Origin of the sequence: Streptomyces sp. NPDC060064, from assembly GCF_042736455.1 — a bacterium.
Lineage (GTDB): Bacteria > Actinomycetota > Actinomycetes > Streptomycetales > Streptomycetaceae > Streptomyces.
On the sequence record NZ_JBHWWF010000054.1, the window covers coordinates 20,510 to 36,365 of the forward strand.

At 67.3% G+C, this 15,856-nt stretch carries 15 protein-coding genes; 5 read left to right on the forward strand and 10 right to left on the reverse strand.

Translation table 11 applies throughout. The annotated features are described in order from the left end of the window. Positions 1-15: 15 nt before the first annotated feature. The 4 genes from ACFWDI_RS37475 to ACFWDI_RS37490 form a co-directional block, all read right to left on the reverse strand. Positions 16-1,644, reverse strand: coding sequence for a cytochrome bc complex cytochrome b subunit (locus tag ACFWDI_RS37475; RefSeq protein ID WP_385311169.1), 1,629 nt, complete (start codon positions 1,642-1,644; stop codon positions 16-18). Continuing rightward, complete coding sequence (locus ACFWDI_RS37480) at positions 1,641-2,693, reverse strand: Rieske 2Fe-2S domain-containing protein (protein ID WP_385311171.1); 1,053 nt, start codon at positions 2,691-2,693, stop codon at positions 1,641-1,643. Before ACFWDI_RS37480 ends, ACFWDI_RS37475 begins: the two co-directional genes overlap by 4 nt. Beyond that, positions 2,690-3,499 (reverse strand): c-type cytochrome, encoded by an 810-nt coding sequence (locus tag ACFWDI_RS37485; protein WP_385311172.1) that lies wholly within the window; start codon positions 3,497-3,499, stop codon positions 2,690-2,692. The genes ACFWDI_RS37480 and ACFWDI_RS37485 overlap by 4 nt, the downstream gene beginning before the upstream one ends. Before the next feature lie 77 nt (positions 3,500-3,576). Next, the gene (locus ACFWDI_RS37490) at positions 3,577-4,197 is read right to left on the reverse strand and encodes a heme-copper oxidase subunit III (protein WP_385311174.1); all 621 of its coding nucleotides are present in this window, start codon (positions 4,195-4,197) and stop codon (positions 3,577-3,579) included. Positions 4,198-4,367: 170 nt separating this feature from the next. On the opposite strand from ACFWDI_RS37490, the gene ACFWDI_RS37495 reads away from it, so the two are divergent. Next, positions 4,368-4,769 carry a hypothetical protein gene (locus tag ACFWDI_RS37495; RefSeq protein WP_385311176.1) on the forward strand — a complete coding sequence of 134 codons (402 nt, stop codon included), beginning with the start codon at positions 4,368-4,370 and terminating at the stop codon, positions 4,767-4,769. 13 nt (positions 4,770-4,782) lie between these two features. On the opposite strand, the gene ACFWDI_RS37500 is transcribed toward ACFWDI_RS37495, so the two are convergent. The 4 genes from ACFWDI_RS37500 to coxB all read right to left on the reverse strand — a co-directional run bounded on the left by ACFWDI_RS37500 (position 4,783) and on the right by coxB (position 9,255). Beyond that, positions 4,783-6,036 carry an Ig-like domain-containing protein gene (locus tag ACFWDI_RS37500; RefSeq protein WP_385311177.1) on the reverse strand — a complete coding sequence of 418 codons (1,254 nt, stop codon included), beginning with the start codon at positions 6,034-6,036 and terminating at the stop codon, positions 4,783-4,785. Positions 6,037-6,155: 119 nt separating this feature from the next. Then, complete coding sequence (locus ACFWDI_RS37505) at positions 6,156-6,554, reverse strand: cytochrome c oxidase subunit 4 (RefSeq protein ID WP_362675529.1); 399 nt, start codon at positions 6,552-6,554, stop codon at positions 6,156-6,158. Continuing rightward, complete coding sequence (gene ctaD / locus ACFWDI_RS37510; protein ID WP_385311179.1) at positions 6,551-8,302, reverse strand: cytochrome c oxidase subunit I; 1,752 nt, start codon at positions 8,300-8,302, stop codon at positions 6,551-6,553. The genes ACFWDI_RS37505 and ctaD overlap by 4 nt, the downstream gene beginning before the upstream one ends. Continuing rightward, positions 8,299-9,255 (reverse strand): cytochrome c oxidase subunit II, encoded by a 957-nt coding sequence (coxB, locus tag ACFWDI_RS37515; RefSeq protein WP_385311181.1) that lies wholly within the window; start codon positions 9,253-9,255, stop codon positions 8,299-8,301. Before coxB ends, ctaD begins: the two co-directional genes overlap by 4 nt. A gap of 249 nt (positions 9,256-9,504) precedes the next feature. Here coxB and ACFWDI_RS37520 point away from each other — a divergent pair, with 249 nt between their 5' ends. Further along, positions 9,505-10,887: a cysteine desulfurase/sulfurtransferase TusA family protein gene (locus ACFWDI_RS37520; RefSeq protein WP_385311183.1), complete on the forward strand. Its 1,383-nt coding sequence runs from the start codon at positions 9,505-9,507 to the stop codon at positions 10,885-10,887. A gap of 20 nt (positions 10,888-10,907) precedes the next feature. On the opposite strand, the gene ACFWDI_RS37525 is transcribed toward ACFWDI_RS37520, so the two are convergent. Then, the gene (locus ACFWDI_RS37525) at positions 10,908-11,882 is read right to left on the reverse strand and encodes a carbohydrate kinase family protein (RefSeq protein ID WP_385311185.1); all 975 of its coding nucleotides are present in this window, start codon (positions 11,880-11,882) and stop codon (positions 10,908-10,910) included. Between the two features lie 130 nt (positions 11,883-12,012). Between ACFWDI_RS37525 and ACFWDI_RS37530 the strand changes: the two genes are divergently transcribed. Together ACFWDI_RS37530 and ACFWDI_RS37535 are read left to right on the forward strand one after the other, a co-directional pair. After that, the gene (locus ACFWDI_RS37530) at positions 12,013-12,219 is read left to right on the forward strand and encodes a hypothetical protein (RefSeq protein WP_385311186.1); all 207 of its coding nucleotides are present in this window, start codon (positions 12,013-12,015) and stop codon (positions 12,217-12,219) included. 128 nt (positions 12,220-12,347) lie between these two features. Further along, positions 12,348-13,820, forward strand: coding sequence for a hypothetical protein (locus tag ACFWDI_RS37535; protein ID WP_385311188.1), 1,473 nt, complete (start codon positions 12,348-12,350; stop codon positions 13,818-13,820). 146 nt (positions 13,821-13,966) lie between these two features. Here ACFWDI_RS37535 and ACFWDI_RS37540 read toward each other — a convergent pair whose 3' ends face one another. Beyond that, positions 13,967-14,323, reverse strand: a complete 357-nt coding sequence (locus tag ACFWDI_RS37540; protein WP_003969624.1) for an iron-sulfur cluster assembly accessory protein — start codon at positions 14,321-14,323, stop codon at positions 13,967-13,969. Between the two features lie 244 nt (positions 14,324-14,567). Here ACFWDI_RS37540 and nadA point away from each other — a divergent pair, with 244 nt between their 5' ends. Further along, positions 14,568-15,758 (forward strand): quinolinate synthase NadA, encoded by a 1,191-nt coding sequence (gene nadA, locus ACFWDI_RS37545; protein WP_385311190.1) that lies wholly within the window; start codon positions 14,568-14,570, stop codon positions 15,756-15,758. Positions 15,759-15,856 lie beyond the last annotated feature (98 nt).

A 15,856-nucleotide genomic window follows, 5' to 3' on the forward strand; every position in this document is an offset into this window, starting at 1 on the left:
GATCGTCAGGGGCGATCAGTGGTGGCCGTGGCCGCTGGTGATCTCCTGGTACTCCTCGCCGGTCGGCTTGGGGATCTGGTTCCCCTCGCCGTAGTAGCCCTTGCTGAGCTTTGCCCTGAGCTTCTGCAGCCGGCTCACCTTGCGCTCGACACCGTTCTCGTCGACCGTCGGGCCGATCTCGGCGGGAAGGTACTGGTAGTGCGCCGTGAGCGTGTACAGCTGCTCCTGCGAGAGCGGCTCGTGGATCTCGACGAACTCACCGTGCGGCAGCCGCTTGATGATGCCGGACTCGCGCCCGTGCAGCACCTTGTCGTGGTCACGCCGCTGCAGACCCAGGCAGATCCGCTTGGTGACGACGAAGGCGATGACCGGGGCGACGAAGAAGGCGATCCGGGCGAACCAGGTGATGCTGTTGATCGACAGGTGGAAGAAGACGGCGAACAAGTCGTTGCCACCGGCGATCAACAGAATGACGTACCAGGTCAGCCACGCCACACCGAAAGCCGTACGGGTCGGGGCGTTGCGCGGGCGGTCCAGGATGTGGTGCTCGCGCTTGTCCCCGGTGATCCAGGACTCGATGAACGGGTAGACCGCGATCGCGACCAGGATCAGCGGGAAGATCATCAGCGGTACGAACACACCCAGAGCGAGCGTGTGTCCCGCGAAATTGATCTCCCAGCCGGGCATCGCACGGATCAGGCCCTCGGAGAAGCCCATGTACCAGTCCGGCTGGGCGCCGGTGGAGACCTGGTCCGGGCGGTACGGGCCGAGCGCCCAGATCGGGTTGATCGAGGCGATGGCCGCGATGACCGAGATGACACCGAAGACCAGGAAGAAGAAGCCTCCGGCCTTGGCCATGTAGACCGGCAGCAGCGGCATGCCGACGACGTTCTTGTTGTTCCGGCCGGGGCCCGCGAACTGCGTGTGCTTGTGGTAGAAGACCAGGATCAGGTGCGCCACCAGCAGGCCCATCATGATGCCCGGCAGCAGCAGGATGTGGATCGAGTAGAACCGGGCGACGAAGTCACCGCCCGGGAACTCACCGCCGAACAGGAACATCGACATGTACGTGCCGACGATCGGCATCGACAGGATCGCGCCCTCCATGAAGCGCACACCTGTACCGGAGAGCAGGTCGTCCGGGAGCGAGTAGCCGGTGAAGCCGGTGAACATGCCGAGCACCAGCAGCAGGAAGCCGAAGAGCCAGTTGATCTCGCGCGGCTTGCGGAAGGCGCCCGTGAAGAAGACGCGCATCATGTGCACGAGCATGCCCGCGACGAAGATCAGCGCCGCCCAGTGGTGGATCTGCCGGATCAGCAGACCACCGCGGACGTCGAAGCTGATGTCCAGGGTCGAGGCATACGCCTCGGACATCCGGATGCCCTGCATCGGGACATACGTGCCGTGGTACTCCACCTCGTTCATGCTCGGGTGGAAGAACAGCGTCAGATACACACCCGTGAGGATGATGATGATGAAGCTGTAGAGGCAGATCTCACCCAGCATGAAGGACCAGTGGTCCGGGAAGATCTTCCGCATGTTGGACTTGGCCAGGGAGTAGATCCCGAGTCGGCCGTCCGCCCAGTCGGCGACCCGCTCACCTGCGGGCGCCTTGCGGTTCTTGTCGTCGCTCGCAGTACTCATCCGCGCTCCCAGAAGGAAGGACCGACGGGCTCGTCGAAGTCGCCGAGCGCCTCGAGGTTTCCATCGTCATTCACACCGATCCGCAGCTGCGGAAGGGCGTGACCGGCCGGGCCGAAGATGACGCGGGCGCCGTCGGAGAGGTCGAAAGTGGACTGGTGGCACGGGCAGAGCACGTGGTGCGTCTGCTGCTCGTACAGGCTGATCGGGCAGCCGACGTGCGTGCAGATCTTGGAGAACGCCACGATGCCGTCGTGTGACCACTCGAGCTCGCGCTTGTCCTTGATCTCGTCCGGCTGGATCCGGACGATCATCAGGGCCGCCTTGGCGATCTGCTTCTGGAAGTCCTCCGCGTGCTCCTCCAGGCCCTCGGGCATGGCGAAGGTGAGCGAACCCACGGCGACGTCCTCGGGACGCAGCGGCTCATGGGTGTTCATGTTGATGAGCTGCTTGCCCTTGGCCCACATCGTCTTGCGGAGCTTCTGCTCGGGCAGCGGCCCGAGGTCCCGCAGCAGCATCAGACCGGAGAGCGGCACCAGGGCCAGCGCGCCGAACATGGTGTTGCGGATCAGCTTGCGCCGGCCGAAGCCGGACTCCTCCGCGCCCGCGGCGAAGTCGGCCATGACCTTGGCCTTGACCTCGGGCTCGGCCGCGATGGGGTGACGCTCGTCGGCAACCTCCACATCGGACATCAGGGTGCGGGCCCAGTGGACCGCTCCCGCGCCGATGCTGAAGAGCGCCACACCGAGGGTGATACCCAGGGAGAAGTTGAGCGCGCTCACATGCCCGAACGGGAAGATGAAGACGATCTTGTCGACCGGGAAGATCACGTACGAGGCGATGAAGCCGATCGTGGCCAGCATCGACAGCGTGAACATGAAGGCGACAGCACGCTCGGAGCGCCTGGCGGCCCGCTCGTCGATGTCCTGGATGCGCGGCTTGTGGGCCGGCAGCCCCGGGTCCGCGAACGGATCGTCCGCGACCTTTACCGCGCCGTGCGCGGAGCCCTGCTCTGTCGGCAGGTTCTCTTCTGGATTCTCTTGGCTGCTCATGACTTCTTGGCCTTAGCGGTGTGGGCCGCGACCCAGATGGCGACTGCGATCAGCGCACCCAGACCGAAGATCCAGCCGAACAGACCCTCGCTGACGGGGCCGAGGCCACCGAGCTTGAGACCGCCGGGGCTCTCGGAGTCGTCGCCGTTCACCGTCTTGATGTACGCGATGATGTCCTGCTTCTCCTTCTCCGGCAGCGTGGTGTCGGGGAAGGAGGGCATGTTCTGCGGGCCGGTCTGCATGGCCTCGTAGATGTGCTTGGGGTCCACGCCCTCAAGGTTCGGGGCGTACTTGCCGTTCGTCAGGGCACCGCCCTCACCCGTGAAGTTGTGGCACTGGGCGCAGTTGGTACGGAACAGGTCGCCACCCTTGGCGATGTCCGCACCTTCCGGGCTGTACTGCTTCTCGGTCGGCGTGATCGGGCCGGCGCCGAGGGAGGCCACGTAAGCCGCGAGCTGGTCGATCTCGCTCTGCGAGTAGATGACCTTCTTCGCCGGCACCTGGGCGCCGGGCTGCTGGGCGGGCATCCGGCCCGTGCCGACCTGGAAGTCGACAGCGGCGGAGCCCACGCCGACGAGGCTCGGGCCGTCAGAGGTCCCCTGACCGCCGGTCCCGTGGCAGCTGGCGCAGCCGACGGTGTAGAGCTTCTTGCCCTCCTCGATGGCGAGGGACTGGGCGGTTTCGTCGGCCTGCGCCTTGTCCGCGGGTGCGAACGCGGCGTACAGCCCCCCAGTGGCCGCCAGCGCGAGGAGTAGGACGACGACCGCCGCCAGCGGATGGCGTCGTCGTGCGGAGAGCTTTTTCACGGATTACCCCGGTGTCAGGATCTTCTGCGTCGATGCTTCTGGACTGTGTCTGCTTCAGGCAACCAGTGCCTGCGCCGTTACTTGATCATGTAGATCGTGGCAAAGAGGCCGATCCAGACGACATCGACGAAGTGCCAGTAGTAGGACACGACGATGGCGGCGGTTGCCTGCTCGTGCGTGAATCTCCTCGCCGCGTACGTCCTGCCGAGTACCAGCAGGAACGCGATGAGGCCGCCCGTCACGTGCAGGCCGTGGAAGCCGGTGGTCAGGTAGAACACCGAGCCGTACGGGTCGGAGGACAGCGAGAGGCCGTCCTTCGTGACCAGTTCGGTGTACTCGAAGACCTGACCGCCGATGAAGATCGCACCCATCACGAATGTGATCGAGAACCAGGTGCGGAGCTTCTTCACATCGCCCCGCTCCGCGGCGAAGACGCCGAGCTGGCAGGTGAGGGAGGAGAGCACCAGGATCGTGGTGTTCGTCGCGGAGAACGGGAAGTTCAGGGCCGAAGCCATTTCCTTCCAGTGCTCGGCGCCCGTCACCGATCGCAGGGTGAAGTACATCGCGAAGAGGGCCGCGAAGAACATCAGCTCGGAACTCAGCCAGATGATGGTTCCGACGCTGGTGAGGTTCGGCCGATTGACCGACGGGTGCGCGTGCCCGGTTTCTACTGTCGTTGCTGTCGCCACGACCGACATTATGTCGGTCGCTTATCCCGCCCTCACCCCGGGGGGTGCCGTTCGGTGTGTCAGTGGGGTGTGTCCTGCCCGAACGGCCCATCGAAGCGGTGTCCGAACCGCTGTTGACAGGCAGTCGGACGGAGTAGCATCCGCCGCATCGGTTCCTGATCCAACGAGGCGGAGGAACAATGCAGGCGACTGCCACGGTGCTGGTCTACAGCGATGACTCGGGCACCCGCGAGCAGGTGCGGTTGGCAGCGGGACTCAGGCCGGCCGCCGATCTGCCGCCGGTGGAGTTCCTGGAGTGCGCGACCCTGCCTGCCGTCCTGAAAGCGCTGGACGAGGGCGGTGTCGATGTCTGCGTACTGGACGGCGAGTCGGTTCCCGCGGGCGGTATGGGCGTCTGCCGGCAGATCAAGGACGAGATCTTCAACTGCCCGCCCGTGCTGCTGCTGATGGGCCGCCCGCAGGACGCCTGGCTGGCCACCTGGAGCCGTGCGGAGGCCGCGGTGACCCTTCCGGTCGAGCCGGTGGAGTTCGCGGACTCCCTGGCTGCCCTGCTGCGCCGCAGGCTCGCCGTTCAGGCCTGAGGCCCCGGCCGGGTCAGACCTGGGGACGCAGTCGGGCCGCGTCGTCGGGGCTGCTGCCGTCCCTGGTCCCGGCCACCAGGGCACTGCCCTTGCGCCATGTGTCCCAGGACAGGTTCCAGTCGCCGAAGCCGTTGCCGAAGGGGTCCATTTCGGCGCCGGCGCTGTTGATGACCTTGACTATGTCGCCCTCGCGCACGGTCTTGTAGAACCAGGCGGCATTGCTTGTGGACATCCCGGTGCAGCCGTGGCTGACGTTCGCGTACCCCTGTGAGCCGACGGACCACGGCGCGGCGTGGACGTACTCACCGCTCCAGGTGACGCGGGTCGCGTAGTAGACGGACAGGTCGTACGATTCCGAGCTGCCCGCGGAGATACCGATGCTGGTGCCGCGCATCCGTACGAAGTACTCCTTGCCGAGCACGACCTTGATTCCGTTCCGGGTGGAGAAGCCGGGCTTGCCTGTGGTCACCGGAATGGTGTTGATCACTTCTCCGTTGCGCTTGACCGTCATCTGGTGCGCGCCGGCGTCGGTTATGGCCTCTATTCGGTCCCCGATGGTGAGTTTCAGCGGCTGCGAGGCGCCGCCGTAGAGCTTGTCGGCGACCTTGACGCCCTGGAGGTTGCTGACCGCGCTGACGGTCGCGCCTGCGGGCCAGTACTCCTTCGGGCGGAAGTGCAGCTTCTTGTCGTCCACCCAGTGCCAGGTGCCCTCCACTGCGGGCGTGGACTCGACCTTCAGGGCGCTTTCGACGACCGCCCTGGCCGCCTTGTCCCTGACCGGGGCGGTGAGCTCCGCGGTGATGGGCTGGCCGACCCCGTACGTGCCCGTCTTCGGGCCGAATTGGACGGTCAGGAGCTTCTTGGAGGGCGCGGTCTCAAAGGTGATCGTCCGGGTGCCCGGGAAGCCGTCCTCGTCCTCCATGGAGACCTTCACGGTGTACTTGGCGCCGGCCGACAGGGGCGCTGTGGAGCGCCAGCGGCCGCCGTCCGCGGAGAGCTCTCCGGCGAGGTGGTGGCCCCGTTCGTCGGTCACCATGACATCGGTGATCCGGCCGTCACTGCCGTCGACGGTGATCTCGAGAGGCTTGTCCGGGTCCGCTTTGGCGCTGTCGGACGGCGCGTTCAAGGAGATCTGTTCCGCCGCGTCGTACGGCTTCGCGGCGAGCGGGTTGCCGTCGGAACCGAAGCACGCGGCCGCGCCCGCCCCGAGGGACACGACCAGCAGGGTGCAGCTGACGACGGTGCGTATGTGCGGGGTGTGGTTCATAAGCACACGTTATGAAGATCGGTCAATAACGGCGCGCCGGGTGACTGCAAACGAGGGGCCCGGATCCCTCTCAGGAGTGAGTGGGATCCGGGCCCGGCCCGTGTGCTGCTGACGCGGTGTTACTGGTTCTGGTTCTCACCGCGGTAGAACTCGAACACCCAGCCGAACAGGCCGACCAGGATGACCGGGGCGGAGAAGTACAGCAGCCACCAGCCGAAGACGACGCCCATGAAGGCGAGCGCGCCACCGATGCCGAGTGCGAGCGGCTGCCAGCTGTGCGGGGCGAAGAACCCCACCTCGCCGGCCTCGTCCGCTACGTCGGCCTCCTTGTCGTCCTGGGCCATGGCGTCCACTCGCCGGGCCGTGAAGGCCAGGTAGTAGCCGATCATGACGCTCAGGCCGAAGGCCAGGAAGAGCGCGGTGGTACCGGCCGGCTCCTTCGACCACACGCCGTACAGGACGGCGACGGCGAGGATGAAGACGCTCAGCCAGAGGAACATCTTGCCTTGGATCTTCACTTGCCGTCCTCCTTGTCACCGGTCTTGTCACCGGTAAGGACGCTGGCTCCGTGACCGCCGTGCTCGAGCTGGTCGAGAGCGGCGATCTCCGGGTGGTGCAGGTCGAACGCCGGGGATTCGGAACGGATCCGCGGCAGGGTGAGGAAGTTGTGCCGCGGCGGCGGGCAGGACGTCGCCCATTCGAGCGAACGGCCGTAGCCCCACGGGTCGTCGACCTCGATCTTCTTGCCGTACTTGGCCGTCTTCCAGACGTTGTACATGAACGGCAGGACCGACAGACCGAGCAGGAACGAGCTGATCGTGGAGATGGTGTTCAGCGTGGTGAAGCCGTCGGCGGCGAGGTAGTCCGCGTAGCGACGCGGCATGCCCTCGGCACCCAGCCAGTGCTGCACCAGGAACGTGCCGTGGAAGCCGATGAACAGCGTCCAGAAGGTCATCTTGCCGAGCCGCTCGTCCAGCATCTTGCCGGTGAACTTCGGCCACCAGAAGTGGAATCCGGCGAACATCGCGAAGACCACGGTGCCGAAGACGACGTAGTGGAAGTGCGCGACGACGAAGTACGAGTCGGAGACGTGGAAGTCCATCGGCGGCGAGGCCAGGATGACGCCGGTCAGTCCACCGAAGGTGAAGGTGACCAGGAAGCCGATCGTCCAGAGCATCGGTGTCTCGAAGGACAGTGAGCCCTTCCACATGGTGCCGATCCAGTTGAAGAACTTCACACCGGTCGGTACCGCGATCAGGAAGGTCATGAAGGAGAAGAACGGCAGCAGGACGCCGCCTGTGACGTACATGTGGTGCGCCCACACCGTCACGGACAGGCCCGCGATGGCGATCGTCGCGGCCACCAGACCGATGTAGCCGAACATCGGCTTTCGGCTGAAGACCGGAATGATCTCGGAGACGATGCCGAAGAAGGGCAAGGCGATGATGTACACCTCTGGATGGCCGAAGAACCAGAAGAGGTGTTGCCAGAGCAGGGCCCCGCCGTTGGAGGCGTCGAAGACATGCGCACCGAATTTGCGGTCCGCCTCCAGCGCGAAGAGCGCGGCGGCCAGCACCGGGAAGGCGAGCAGGACCAGCACACCGGTCAGCAGCACGTTCCAGACGAAGATCGGCATCCGGAACATCGTCATGCCGGGGGCTCGCATGCAGATGATCGTGGTGATGAAGTTGACCGAACCGAGGATCGTGCCGAAGCCGGAGAAGGCCAGACCCATGATCCACATGTCGGCGCCGACGCCCGGCGAACGGACCGCGTCCGACAGCGGGGAGTAGGCGAACCAGCCGAAGTCGGCCGCACCCTGCGGGGTGAGGAAGCCGGCCACCGCGATCAGCGAGCCGAAGAGGTACAGCCAGTACGCGAACATGTTCAGCCGCGGGAACGCCACATCGGGCGCGCCGATCTGCAGCGGCATGATCCAGTTCGCGAATCCGGCGAAGAGCGGCGTCGCGAACATCAGCAGCATGATCGTGCCGTGCATCGTGAACGCCTGGTTGAACTGCTCGTTCGACATGATCTGCGTGCCGGGACGGGCCAGCTCGGCGCGCATGAAGAGCGCCATCAGGCCACCGATGCAGAAGAACGCGAACGACGTGACCAGGTACATCGTGCCGATGGTCTTGTGATCGGTGGTGGTCAGCCAACTCACGATCACAGTACCCGGCTGCTTGCGCCGTACCGGCAGCTCGTTCTCGTACGAGTCGTCAGCTGCTGCGGCGGCACCCTGAGGTTCGTTGAGGATGCTCACAGTTTGTTCGTCTCCGAGTTCCGGGCCGGGTCCGTCAGCTCAATGCCCGACGGGATGTAGCCGGTCTGCCCCTTCTCCGCCAGCTCCTTCAGATGCTGCTGGTAGCGCTCCGGGGAGACGACCTTGACGTTGAAGAGCATCCGGGAGTGGTCGACGCCGCAGAGCTCGGCGCACTTGCCCAAGAAGGTGCCCTCATGGTTCGGAGTCACCTCGAAGGAGTTGGTGTGGCCCGGGATGACGTCCTGCTTCATCAGGAAGGGGACCACCCAGAAGGAGTGGATGACGTCACGAGAGGTCAGGATGAACCGGACCTTCTCTCCCTTGGGCAGCCAGAGCGTCGGGCCCGGGTTTCCGGTCTGCGGGTTCCGGGTGCCGGGGATGCCGGCGTCGTAGACGCCGCCCGCGGCCGCCGGGAAGTCCTCGCGGAACCTGTCGGGGATGGCGCCCAGACTCTTGTTGGTCTTGGCATCACCCGAGGAGCCTTCGACGTTCTCGATGTAGTTGAAGCCCCAGCTCCACTGGTAGCCGACCACGTTGACCGTGTGGGCGGGCTTGGAGAGGGCCAGGAGCTTCGACTCGTCACGCGCGGTGAAGTAGAAGAGCACCGAAACGATGATGAGCGGAACGACCGTGTACAGCGCCTCGATGGGCATGTTGTACCGGGTCTGCGGGGGTACCTCCACCTTGGTGCGGCTGCGCCGGTGGAAGATGACACTCCAAATGATCAGACCCCACACCAGCGCGCCCGTGATGAGCGCTGCCGCCCACGAGCCCTGCCAGAGGGAGAGGATCCGAGGGGCCTCTTCCGTTACCGGGGTGGGCATACCCAGGCGGGGGAAGTCCTTGTATGTGCAACCGGAGGCGGTCGCCAGGACAACACCCGCGGTCAGCACCTGGAGCAGCTTCCGCCGCATCGGGCGCCGCGACGAGCGGTCGGAGCCGTTGGGACTCACGTAGCGCCTTCCCGAGAGTCTCGGCCCGCGCGGCATGCCGCGGCCGTCTCGCTGGTCGGTCGCCGGCCCTGACGCGGGCAGGGGTTTGGATGTTTATGCGGACCAAACCCTACTGGACGCTATTTGGGGTCGCGCGGGGAGGGTGCCCAACGCGCCGCCCGACTCCCCGAAGGGGTGGAATCCCCCCGGAATCCCGGCCTCCGGCAGGCATCTGACGGCCCCTCCGCGTACGGGGGTTAGCGTGGCAGGGTGCCCTACTTCGACACCGCATCCTCCGCTCCCCTGCACCCGGTTGCCCGGCAGGCCCTGCAGGCCTCCCTGGACGAGGGCTGGGCCGATCCGGCCCGGCTCTACCGTGAGGGGCGGCGCGCCCGGCTGCTGTTGGACGCCGCGCGGGAGGCGGCGGCGGAGGCGGTGGGCTGCCGTCCGGACGAGCTGGTCTTCACCCCTTCGGGGACGCACGCGGTTCACCTGGGAATTTCCGGCGCTCTCGCGGGCCGTCGGCGTGTCGGGCGCCACCTGGTCGTTTCCGCGGTCGAGCACTCCTCGGTGCTCCATTCGGCGGCCGCGCACGAGGCGGCGGACGGCACCGCGGTGACCGAGGTCCCGGTGGACCGGGCCGGAGCGGTCTCTCCTGCCGTGTACGCCGCCGCGCTGCGTGAGGACACCGCGCTGGCCTGTCTGCAGTCGGCCAACCACGAGGTGGGTACCGAGCAGCCGGTGGACCTGGTCGCCGAGGCGTGCCGGACGGCCGGGGTGCCACTGCTGGTGGACGCGGCGCAGTCGCTCGGCTGGGGCCCGGTGGAGGGTGACTGGTCACTGCTCGCGGCGAGTGCCCACAAATGGGGTGGTCCTGCGGGAGTCGGACTGCTCGCCGTGCGCAAGGGTGTCCGGTTCGCCCCTCAAGGGCCCGCCGACGAGCGGGAGTCGGGGCGGACGGCCGGCTTCCAGAACATCCCGGCGATCGTGGCGGCCGCGGCCTCACTGCGGGCGGTGCGGGCGGAGGCGGCGGACGAGGTGGTACGGCTGCGGGCCCTGGTGGACCGGATCCGGGCCCGTGTCCCGGAGCTGGTCCCGGATGTGGAGGTGGTCGGTGATCCGGTGCGCCGGCTCCCCCATCTCGTCACCTTCTCCTGTCTCTATGTCGACGGAGAGACTCTGCTGCACGAGCTGGACCGGGCGGGTTTCTCGGTCTCGTCGGGGTCCTCCTGCACGAGCAGCACGTTGACGCCGAGCCATGTGCTGCGGGCGATGGGTGTGCTGTCGGAGGGAAATGTCCGTGTCTCGCTCCCTCTCGGTACGACCGAGGTGGAGGTGGACCGCTTTCTCGAGGTGCTGCCGGGGGTGGTGGCCGGGGTGCGCGAGCGGCTCGGGGCGCCCGTCGCGGCCACCGGGACCGGTAGGGAGGCGTCGCTGGTCGTGGACGCGCTCGGCAAGCTGTGCCCGATCCCGGTGATCGAGCTGGCGAAGGTGATCGGGGACGTACCGGTCGGTGGCACGGTGACGGTCCTCGCGGACGACGAGGCGGCGCGCCTGGACATCCCGGCGTGGTGCGAGATGCGGGACCAGGAGTACGTGGGTGAGCGGCCGGCGGACCGGGGCGTGGCCTATGTGGTCCGCCGGCGCTCGTAACTGCTGATCGGGACTGCTGATCAGGCGATGTACGTCCGGACCTCGGCCGCGGCCTCGTGGCCGTACGCCTTGGTGAAGCGGTCCATGAAGTGGGCGCGGCGCAGGGTGTACTCCTGGGTGCCCAGGGTCTCGATGACCAGGGTCGCCAGCATGCAGCCGATCTGGGCCGCGCGCTCCAGGCTCACACCCCAGGACAGGCCCGAGAGGAAGCCCGCGCGGAACGCGTCGCCGACGCCGGTCGGGTCGACCTTGGCCACCTCCTCCGCGCAGCCCACCTCGATCGCGTCCTGACCGACCTGCTCGATACGGACGCCGCGCGAGCCGAGCGTGGTGACGCGGTGGCCGACCTTGCCCAGGATCTCCTCGTCGGTCCAGCCGGTCTTGGACTCGATGAGCCCCTTCTCGTACTCGTTGGAGAAGAGGTAGGTGGCGCCGTCGAGGAGAGTACGGATGTCGTCGCCGCTCATCCGCGCGATCTGCTGGGAGAAGTCCGCGGCGAACGGGATGGAGCGGGTCTTGCACTCCTCGGTGTGGCGGAGCATCGCCTCGGGGTCGTCCGCGCCGATCAGTACGAGGTCGAGGCCGCCGACCCGGTCGGCGACCTTCTTGAGCTCGATCTGACGGGCCTCGCTCATCGCGCCCGTGTAGAAGGAGCCGATCTGGTTGTGGTCGGCGTCCGTCGTGCAGACGAAGCGGGCGGTGTGCAGGACCTCGGAGATACGGACCGAGCCGGTGTCGACGCCGTGCCGGTCGAGCCAGGCGCGGTACTCGTCGAAGTCGGCTCCGGCCGCGCCGACCAGGACGGGCCTGGTGCCGAGCTGGCCCATACCGAAGCAGATGTTGGCGCCGACACCGCCCCTGCGCACGTCGAGGTTGTCGACGAGGAAGGAGAGGGAGACCGTGTGCAACTGGTCGCCGACCAACTGGTCGGCGAAGCGGCCGGGGAAGGTCATGAGGTGGTCGGTGGCGATGGAGCCGGTGACTGCGATTCGCACGGCGAGGACGCTCCTGTGGCGGGGTGGCGTTGACAGTTAACGCTACCGGGTCGAAGCACCTGTCCTGAAGTGCGGAAACTACCCGATAGTAGGGCTTTTCTCCTGGGCTACCGACTCGTACGGTGCGAATATGACGAAGCACATCGCCCCGCGCGAGCAGCGAGAGTCCGAGATCAGCCTGGCCCAGCTGCGCGGTGACTGCGCACGGATGGCTCCGCACTGGGTGGTGCCCGCGGCCGCTGTGCCCGCGCCCGTGCCGCCGTCCCGTATCCATGGTGTCGTAGTTCCGGCCGCTTCCGCCCGCCTGATCGACGCAATGTCCGAATACGGCGACTGACGCGGTAGGGCGACTGACGCAATACGGCGGCTGACGCGCAAGAGGCGCACGGAGGGGAACCGTGCGCTCCCCCGCTCCGTCCCATCCGTGCCCCCGGCAGAAGGGGGCATGAGACAAGGAGCGATGCGGTGAGCAGTACGGAGCGACCCCCCAACAGCGCGGACAGCCCGCACCGCCGGCGTTCCCCGCTCGCCGTCGCCTCGGTGGCGGCGGCGGTGCTGGTCGCGGGAGGCGGTACGTACTTCGCGACGGCCGGCTTCGGTGGCGGCGGCGACAGCGCGGACGCCAAGAACGGTGCGCCACACGATATGGCACCGCCACTGCTCTCGCTGGACACCGCTGCGGGCAGCGGCGGCCCCGGCATCGCGCCCGGCGAGCCCGACCCCAATGGCGGGATCGTCTACCGGGCCGAGGGCAAGCTGCCGGACGGTCCGGATTCGGCCCCTGTCTACCGTACGAACGGTGCTGTCACCGAGGCCGAGGTGACCCGGCTGGCGAAGGCGCTCGGGCTGCCGGGCACACCGCGACCGGTCGGCCCGGCCTGGAAGATCGGCGCCGAGAAGGATGGCGCGGGCCCGCTGCTCCAGGTCAACAAGCAGGCGCCGGGCACCTGGACGTTCGCCCGGTTCGGGGCTTCGCCGGGCGGTGACAACTGCCTGAAGGGCAAGGCGTGTCCCTCGCGCGGCGAGCCGGGGAAGGCGGGGAAGGCTGCCGAGGGCCCCGCGGTGAGCGAGGAGGCCGCGAAGAAGGCCGCCGCTCCTGTGCTGAAGGCGGTCGGCCAGAGCGACGCCGAGCTGGACGCCCGCCAACTGATGGGCGCGGTACGGGTGGTGAATGCCGCTCCGGCGGTCGGCGGACTGCCCACGTATGGCTGGACGACCGGGATCCAGGTCGGTGCGGACGGTCAAGTGGTCGGCGGTAGCGGGCAGTTGAAGAAGCCCGAGAAGAGCGACGAGTATCCGGTGGTCTCGGCCCAGGAGGCACTGAAGCAGCTGAACAAGGCCGGCGAGGGCGCGGGCCCGATCGGAATCGGCGGTTGCGCCACCCCGGTGCCGGTGGAGGGCGAGCAGAAGCCCGCGGCGCCGTGCGAGCCGAAGAGCAAGGCGGCCGGTCCTGAGCGGCTGACGGTCGGCAAGGCCGTTTTCGGGCTGGCAGCGCAGTACATGGACGGACGGCAGGTGCTCGTACCGTCATGGCTGTTCGAGGTGAAGCCGAAGGGCGGCGCCCAGCCGTTCACGGTCACCCAGACGGCGGTGGACCCGAAGTTCCTGTCGAAGTCCGCACCGCCGAAGCGGAACATCAAGCCGACCCAGCCGCCGAAGGATCCTGTCGCGGGGTCCGAGCGGGGCATCACGTCGTACAGCGTGAACGGGCGGGTTCTGTCCGTGACGTTCTGGGGTGGCGTGTGCAGCGACTACGCGGCGACGGCGAGCGAGAGCGACAGCCAGGTGAAGGTCAAGGTCGTCGAGTCGAATCCCGACCCGAAGCGGGTCTGCGTCATGATCGCGAAGGAGCTGACGGAGAAGGTGACGCTGGACAAGCCGCTGGGCGACCGGAAGGTCGTGGACGCGGAGACGGGCAAGGCCGTCCCGCTGAAGTAGCACATGTGAAGTAGCACGCGTGCTTTCTGGAGCGGCGTCCGACAGACGCGGACAGACCAGACGCCGGACAGACCAGACGCCGGACAGACGAAGGCGGCGGCTCCCGGAGATCGGGGCCGCCGCCTTTCGCCCGACTGGGCTCAGCTTTAGCTGAAGGAGTCGCCGCAGGCGCAGGACCCGGTGGCGTTCGGGTTGTCGATCGTGAAGCCCTGCTTCTCGATCGTGTCGACGAAGTCGATGGAGGCGCCGCCCAGGTAGGGAGCGCTCATCCGGTCGGTGACGACCTTGACGCCGTCGAAGTCCTTCACGACATCGCCGTCGAGCGAACGCTCGTCGAAGAACAGCTGGTAGCGCAGACCCGAGCAGCCACCGGGCTGAACGGCGACGCGCAGCGCCAGGTCTTCCCGGCCTTCCTGCTCCAGCAGGCCCTTGACCTTGGCTGCGGCGGCGTCGGACAGGAGGATGCCGTCGCTCACGGTGGTGGTCTCGTCCGATACGGACATCTGCTTCTCTCCCGGGTTGTACGGAGACTGCTTGCCGACGATTGCAACCGGCGTGGCCGCGGATTCATTCCGGGGCCGAGGGCATGTTGTTCCCTTTCATGCTCGCACACCGGGTCGACGGGGGCACCGACCTGTGGACGGGGGGTGCGTCACATGGACGCTATGGCCATCGTCAAAGTGACGTGAAGCGGTTATGATAGATAGCGTCAAATAGACGAGAAGGTCTGTCTGCAGAAAAGAAAGGGTGCGTGTCGTGACCACCGCCCAAGCCCGCCCGGAGCTCGACGTCCAGCCGTCGCCGCTCGCCCTGCTGCTGCTCGGCCGCGAGGCCGACCCCAGGAGCGAGCGCGGTGTGGAGTGCCCCGGCGACCTGCCCTCCCCGTCCGACCCGGACCTGGTGGAGCGCGCACGTGCAGCCAAGGAGAAGCTCGGGGACAAGGTCTTCGTCCTGGGGCACCACTACCAGCGCGACGAGGTCATCCAGTTCGCCGACGTGACCGGGGACTCCTTCAAGCTGGCCAAGGACGCCGCGGCGCGGCCGGAGGCCGAGTACATCGTCTTCTGCGGTGTGCACTTCATGGCCGAGTCTGCGGACATCCTGACCTCGGACGACCAGAAGGTCGTACTGCCCGACCTGGCCGCCGGCTGTTCGATGGCCGACATGGCCACCGCGGAGCAGGTCGCCGAGTGCTGGGACGTGCTGACCGAGGCCGGCATCGCGGAGCAGGTCGTGCCCGTGTCGTACATGAACTCCTCGGCCGACATCAAGGCCTTCACCGGCAAGCACGGCGGGACGATCTGCACATCGTCGAACGCGAAGCGTGCGCTGGACTGGGCCTTCGAGCACGGCGAGAAGGTGTTGTTCCTGCCCGACCAGCACCTGGGGCGCAACACCGCGGTGCGGGAGATGGGGATGTCGCTCGACGACTGCGTCCTCTACAACCCGCACAAGCCGAACGGCGGGCTGACGGTCGAGCAGCTGCGCAACGCGAAGATGATCCTGTGGCGCGGGCACTGCTCGGTGCACGGCCGCTTCTCGCTGGACTCGGTCAACGATGTGCGGGAGCGGATCCCGGGCGTGAATGTCCTGGTCCACCCCGAGTGCAAGCACGAGGTCGTGTCGGCCGCGGACTACGTCGGCTCGACGGAGTACATCATCAAGACGCTCGAGGCGGCTCCGGCCGGCTCAAAGTGGGCGATCGGCACGGAGCTCAACCTGGTCCGCCGGGTCGCGAACGCGCACCCCGACAAGGAGATCGTCTTCCTCGACAAGACGGTGTGCTTCTGCTCGACGATGAACCGCATCGACCTGCCCCACCTGGTGTGGGCGCTGGAGTCGCTGGCGGAGGGGAATCTGGTGAACCGGATCCAGGTCGACAGGGAGACGGAGAGCTTCGCGAAGCTGGCGCTGGAGAGGATGCTGGCGCTGCCGTAGCGGTGGGCTCGGACCACAAACAGGGGTGGCCCCCCCCCGGGGGGGGGGGGGGCCCCCCGGGTGGGGGGCCGCACGGCGCAGGACGGGGGCCGGGCCAG

Excerpts from the sequence above, each read along its gene's own strand:
- ACFWDI_RS37540 (WP_003969624.1), bottom strand. The coding sequence starts at position 14,323 with ATGTCCGTATCGGACGAGACCACCACCGTGAGCGACGGCATCCTCCTG.
- ACFWDI_RS37490 (WP_385311174.1), bottom strand. The coding sequence starts at position 4,197 with ATGTCGGTCGTGGCGACAGCAACGACAGTAGAAACCGGGCACGCGCAC.
- ACFWDI_RS37480 (WP_385311171.1), bottom strand. The coding sequence starts at position 2,693 with ATGAGCAGCCAAGAGAATCCAGAAGAGAACCTGCCGACAGAGCAGGGC.
- ACFWDI_RS37530 (WP_385311186.1), top strand. The coding sequence starts at position 12,013 with ATGACGAAGCACATCGCCCCGCGCGAGCAGCGAGAGTCCGAGATCAGC.
- ACFWDI_RS37475 (WP_385311169.1), bottom strand. The coding sequence starts at position 1,644 with ATGAGTACTGCGAGCGACGACAAGAACCGCAAGGCGCCCGCAGGTGAG.
- ACFWDI_RS37495 (WP_385311176.1), top strand. The coding sequence starts at position 4,368 with ATGCAGGCGACTGCCACGGTGCTGGTCTACAGCGATGACTCGGGCACC.
- ACFWDI_RS37500 (WP_385311177.1), bottom strand. The coding sequence starts at position 6,036 with ATGAACCACACCCCGCACATACGCACCGTCGTCAGCTGCACCCTGCTG.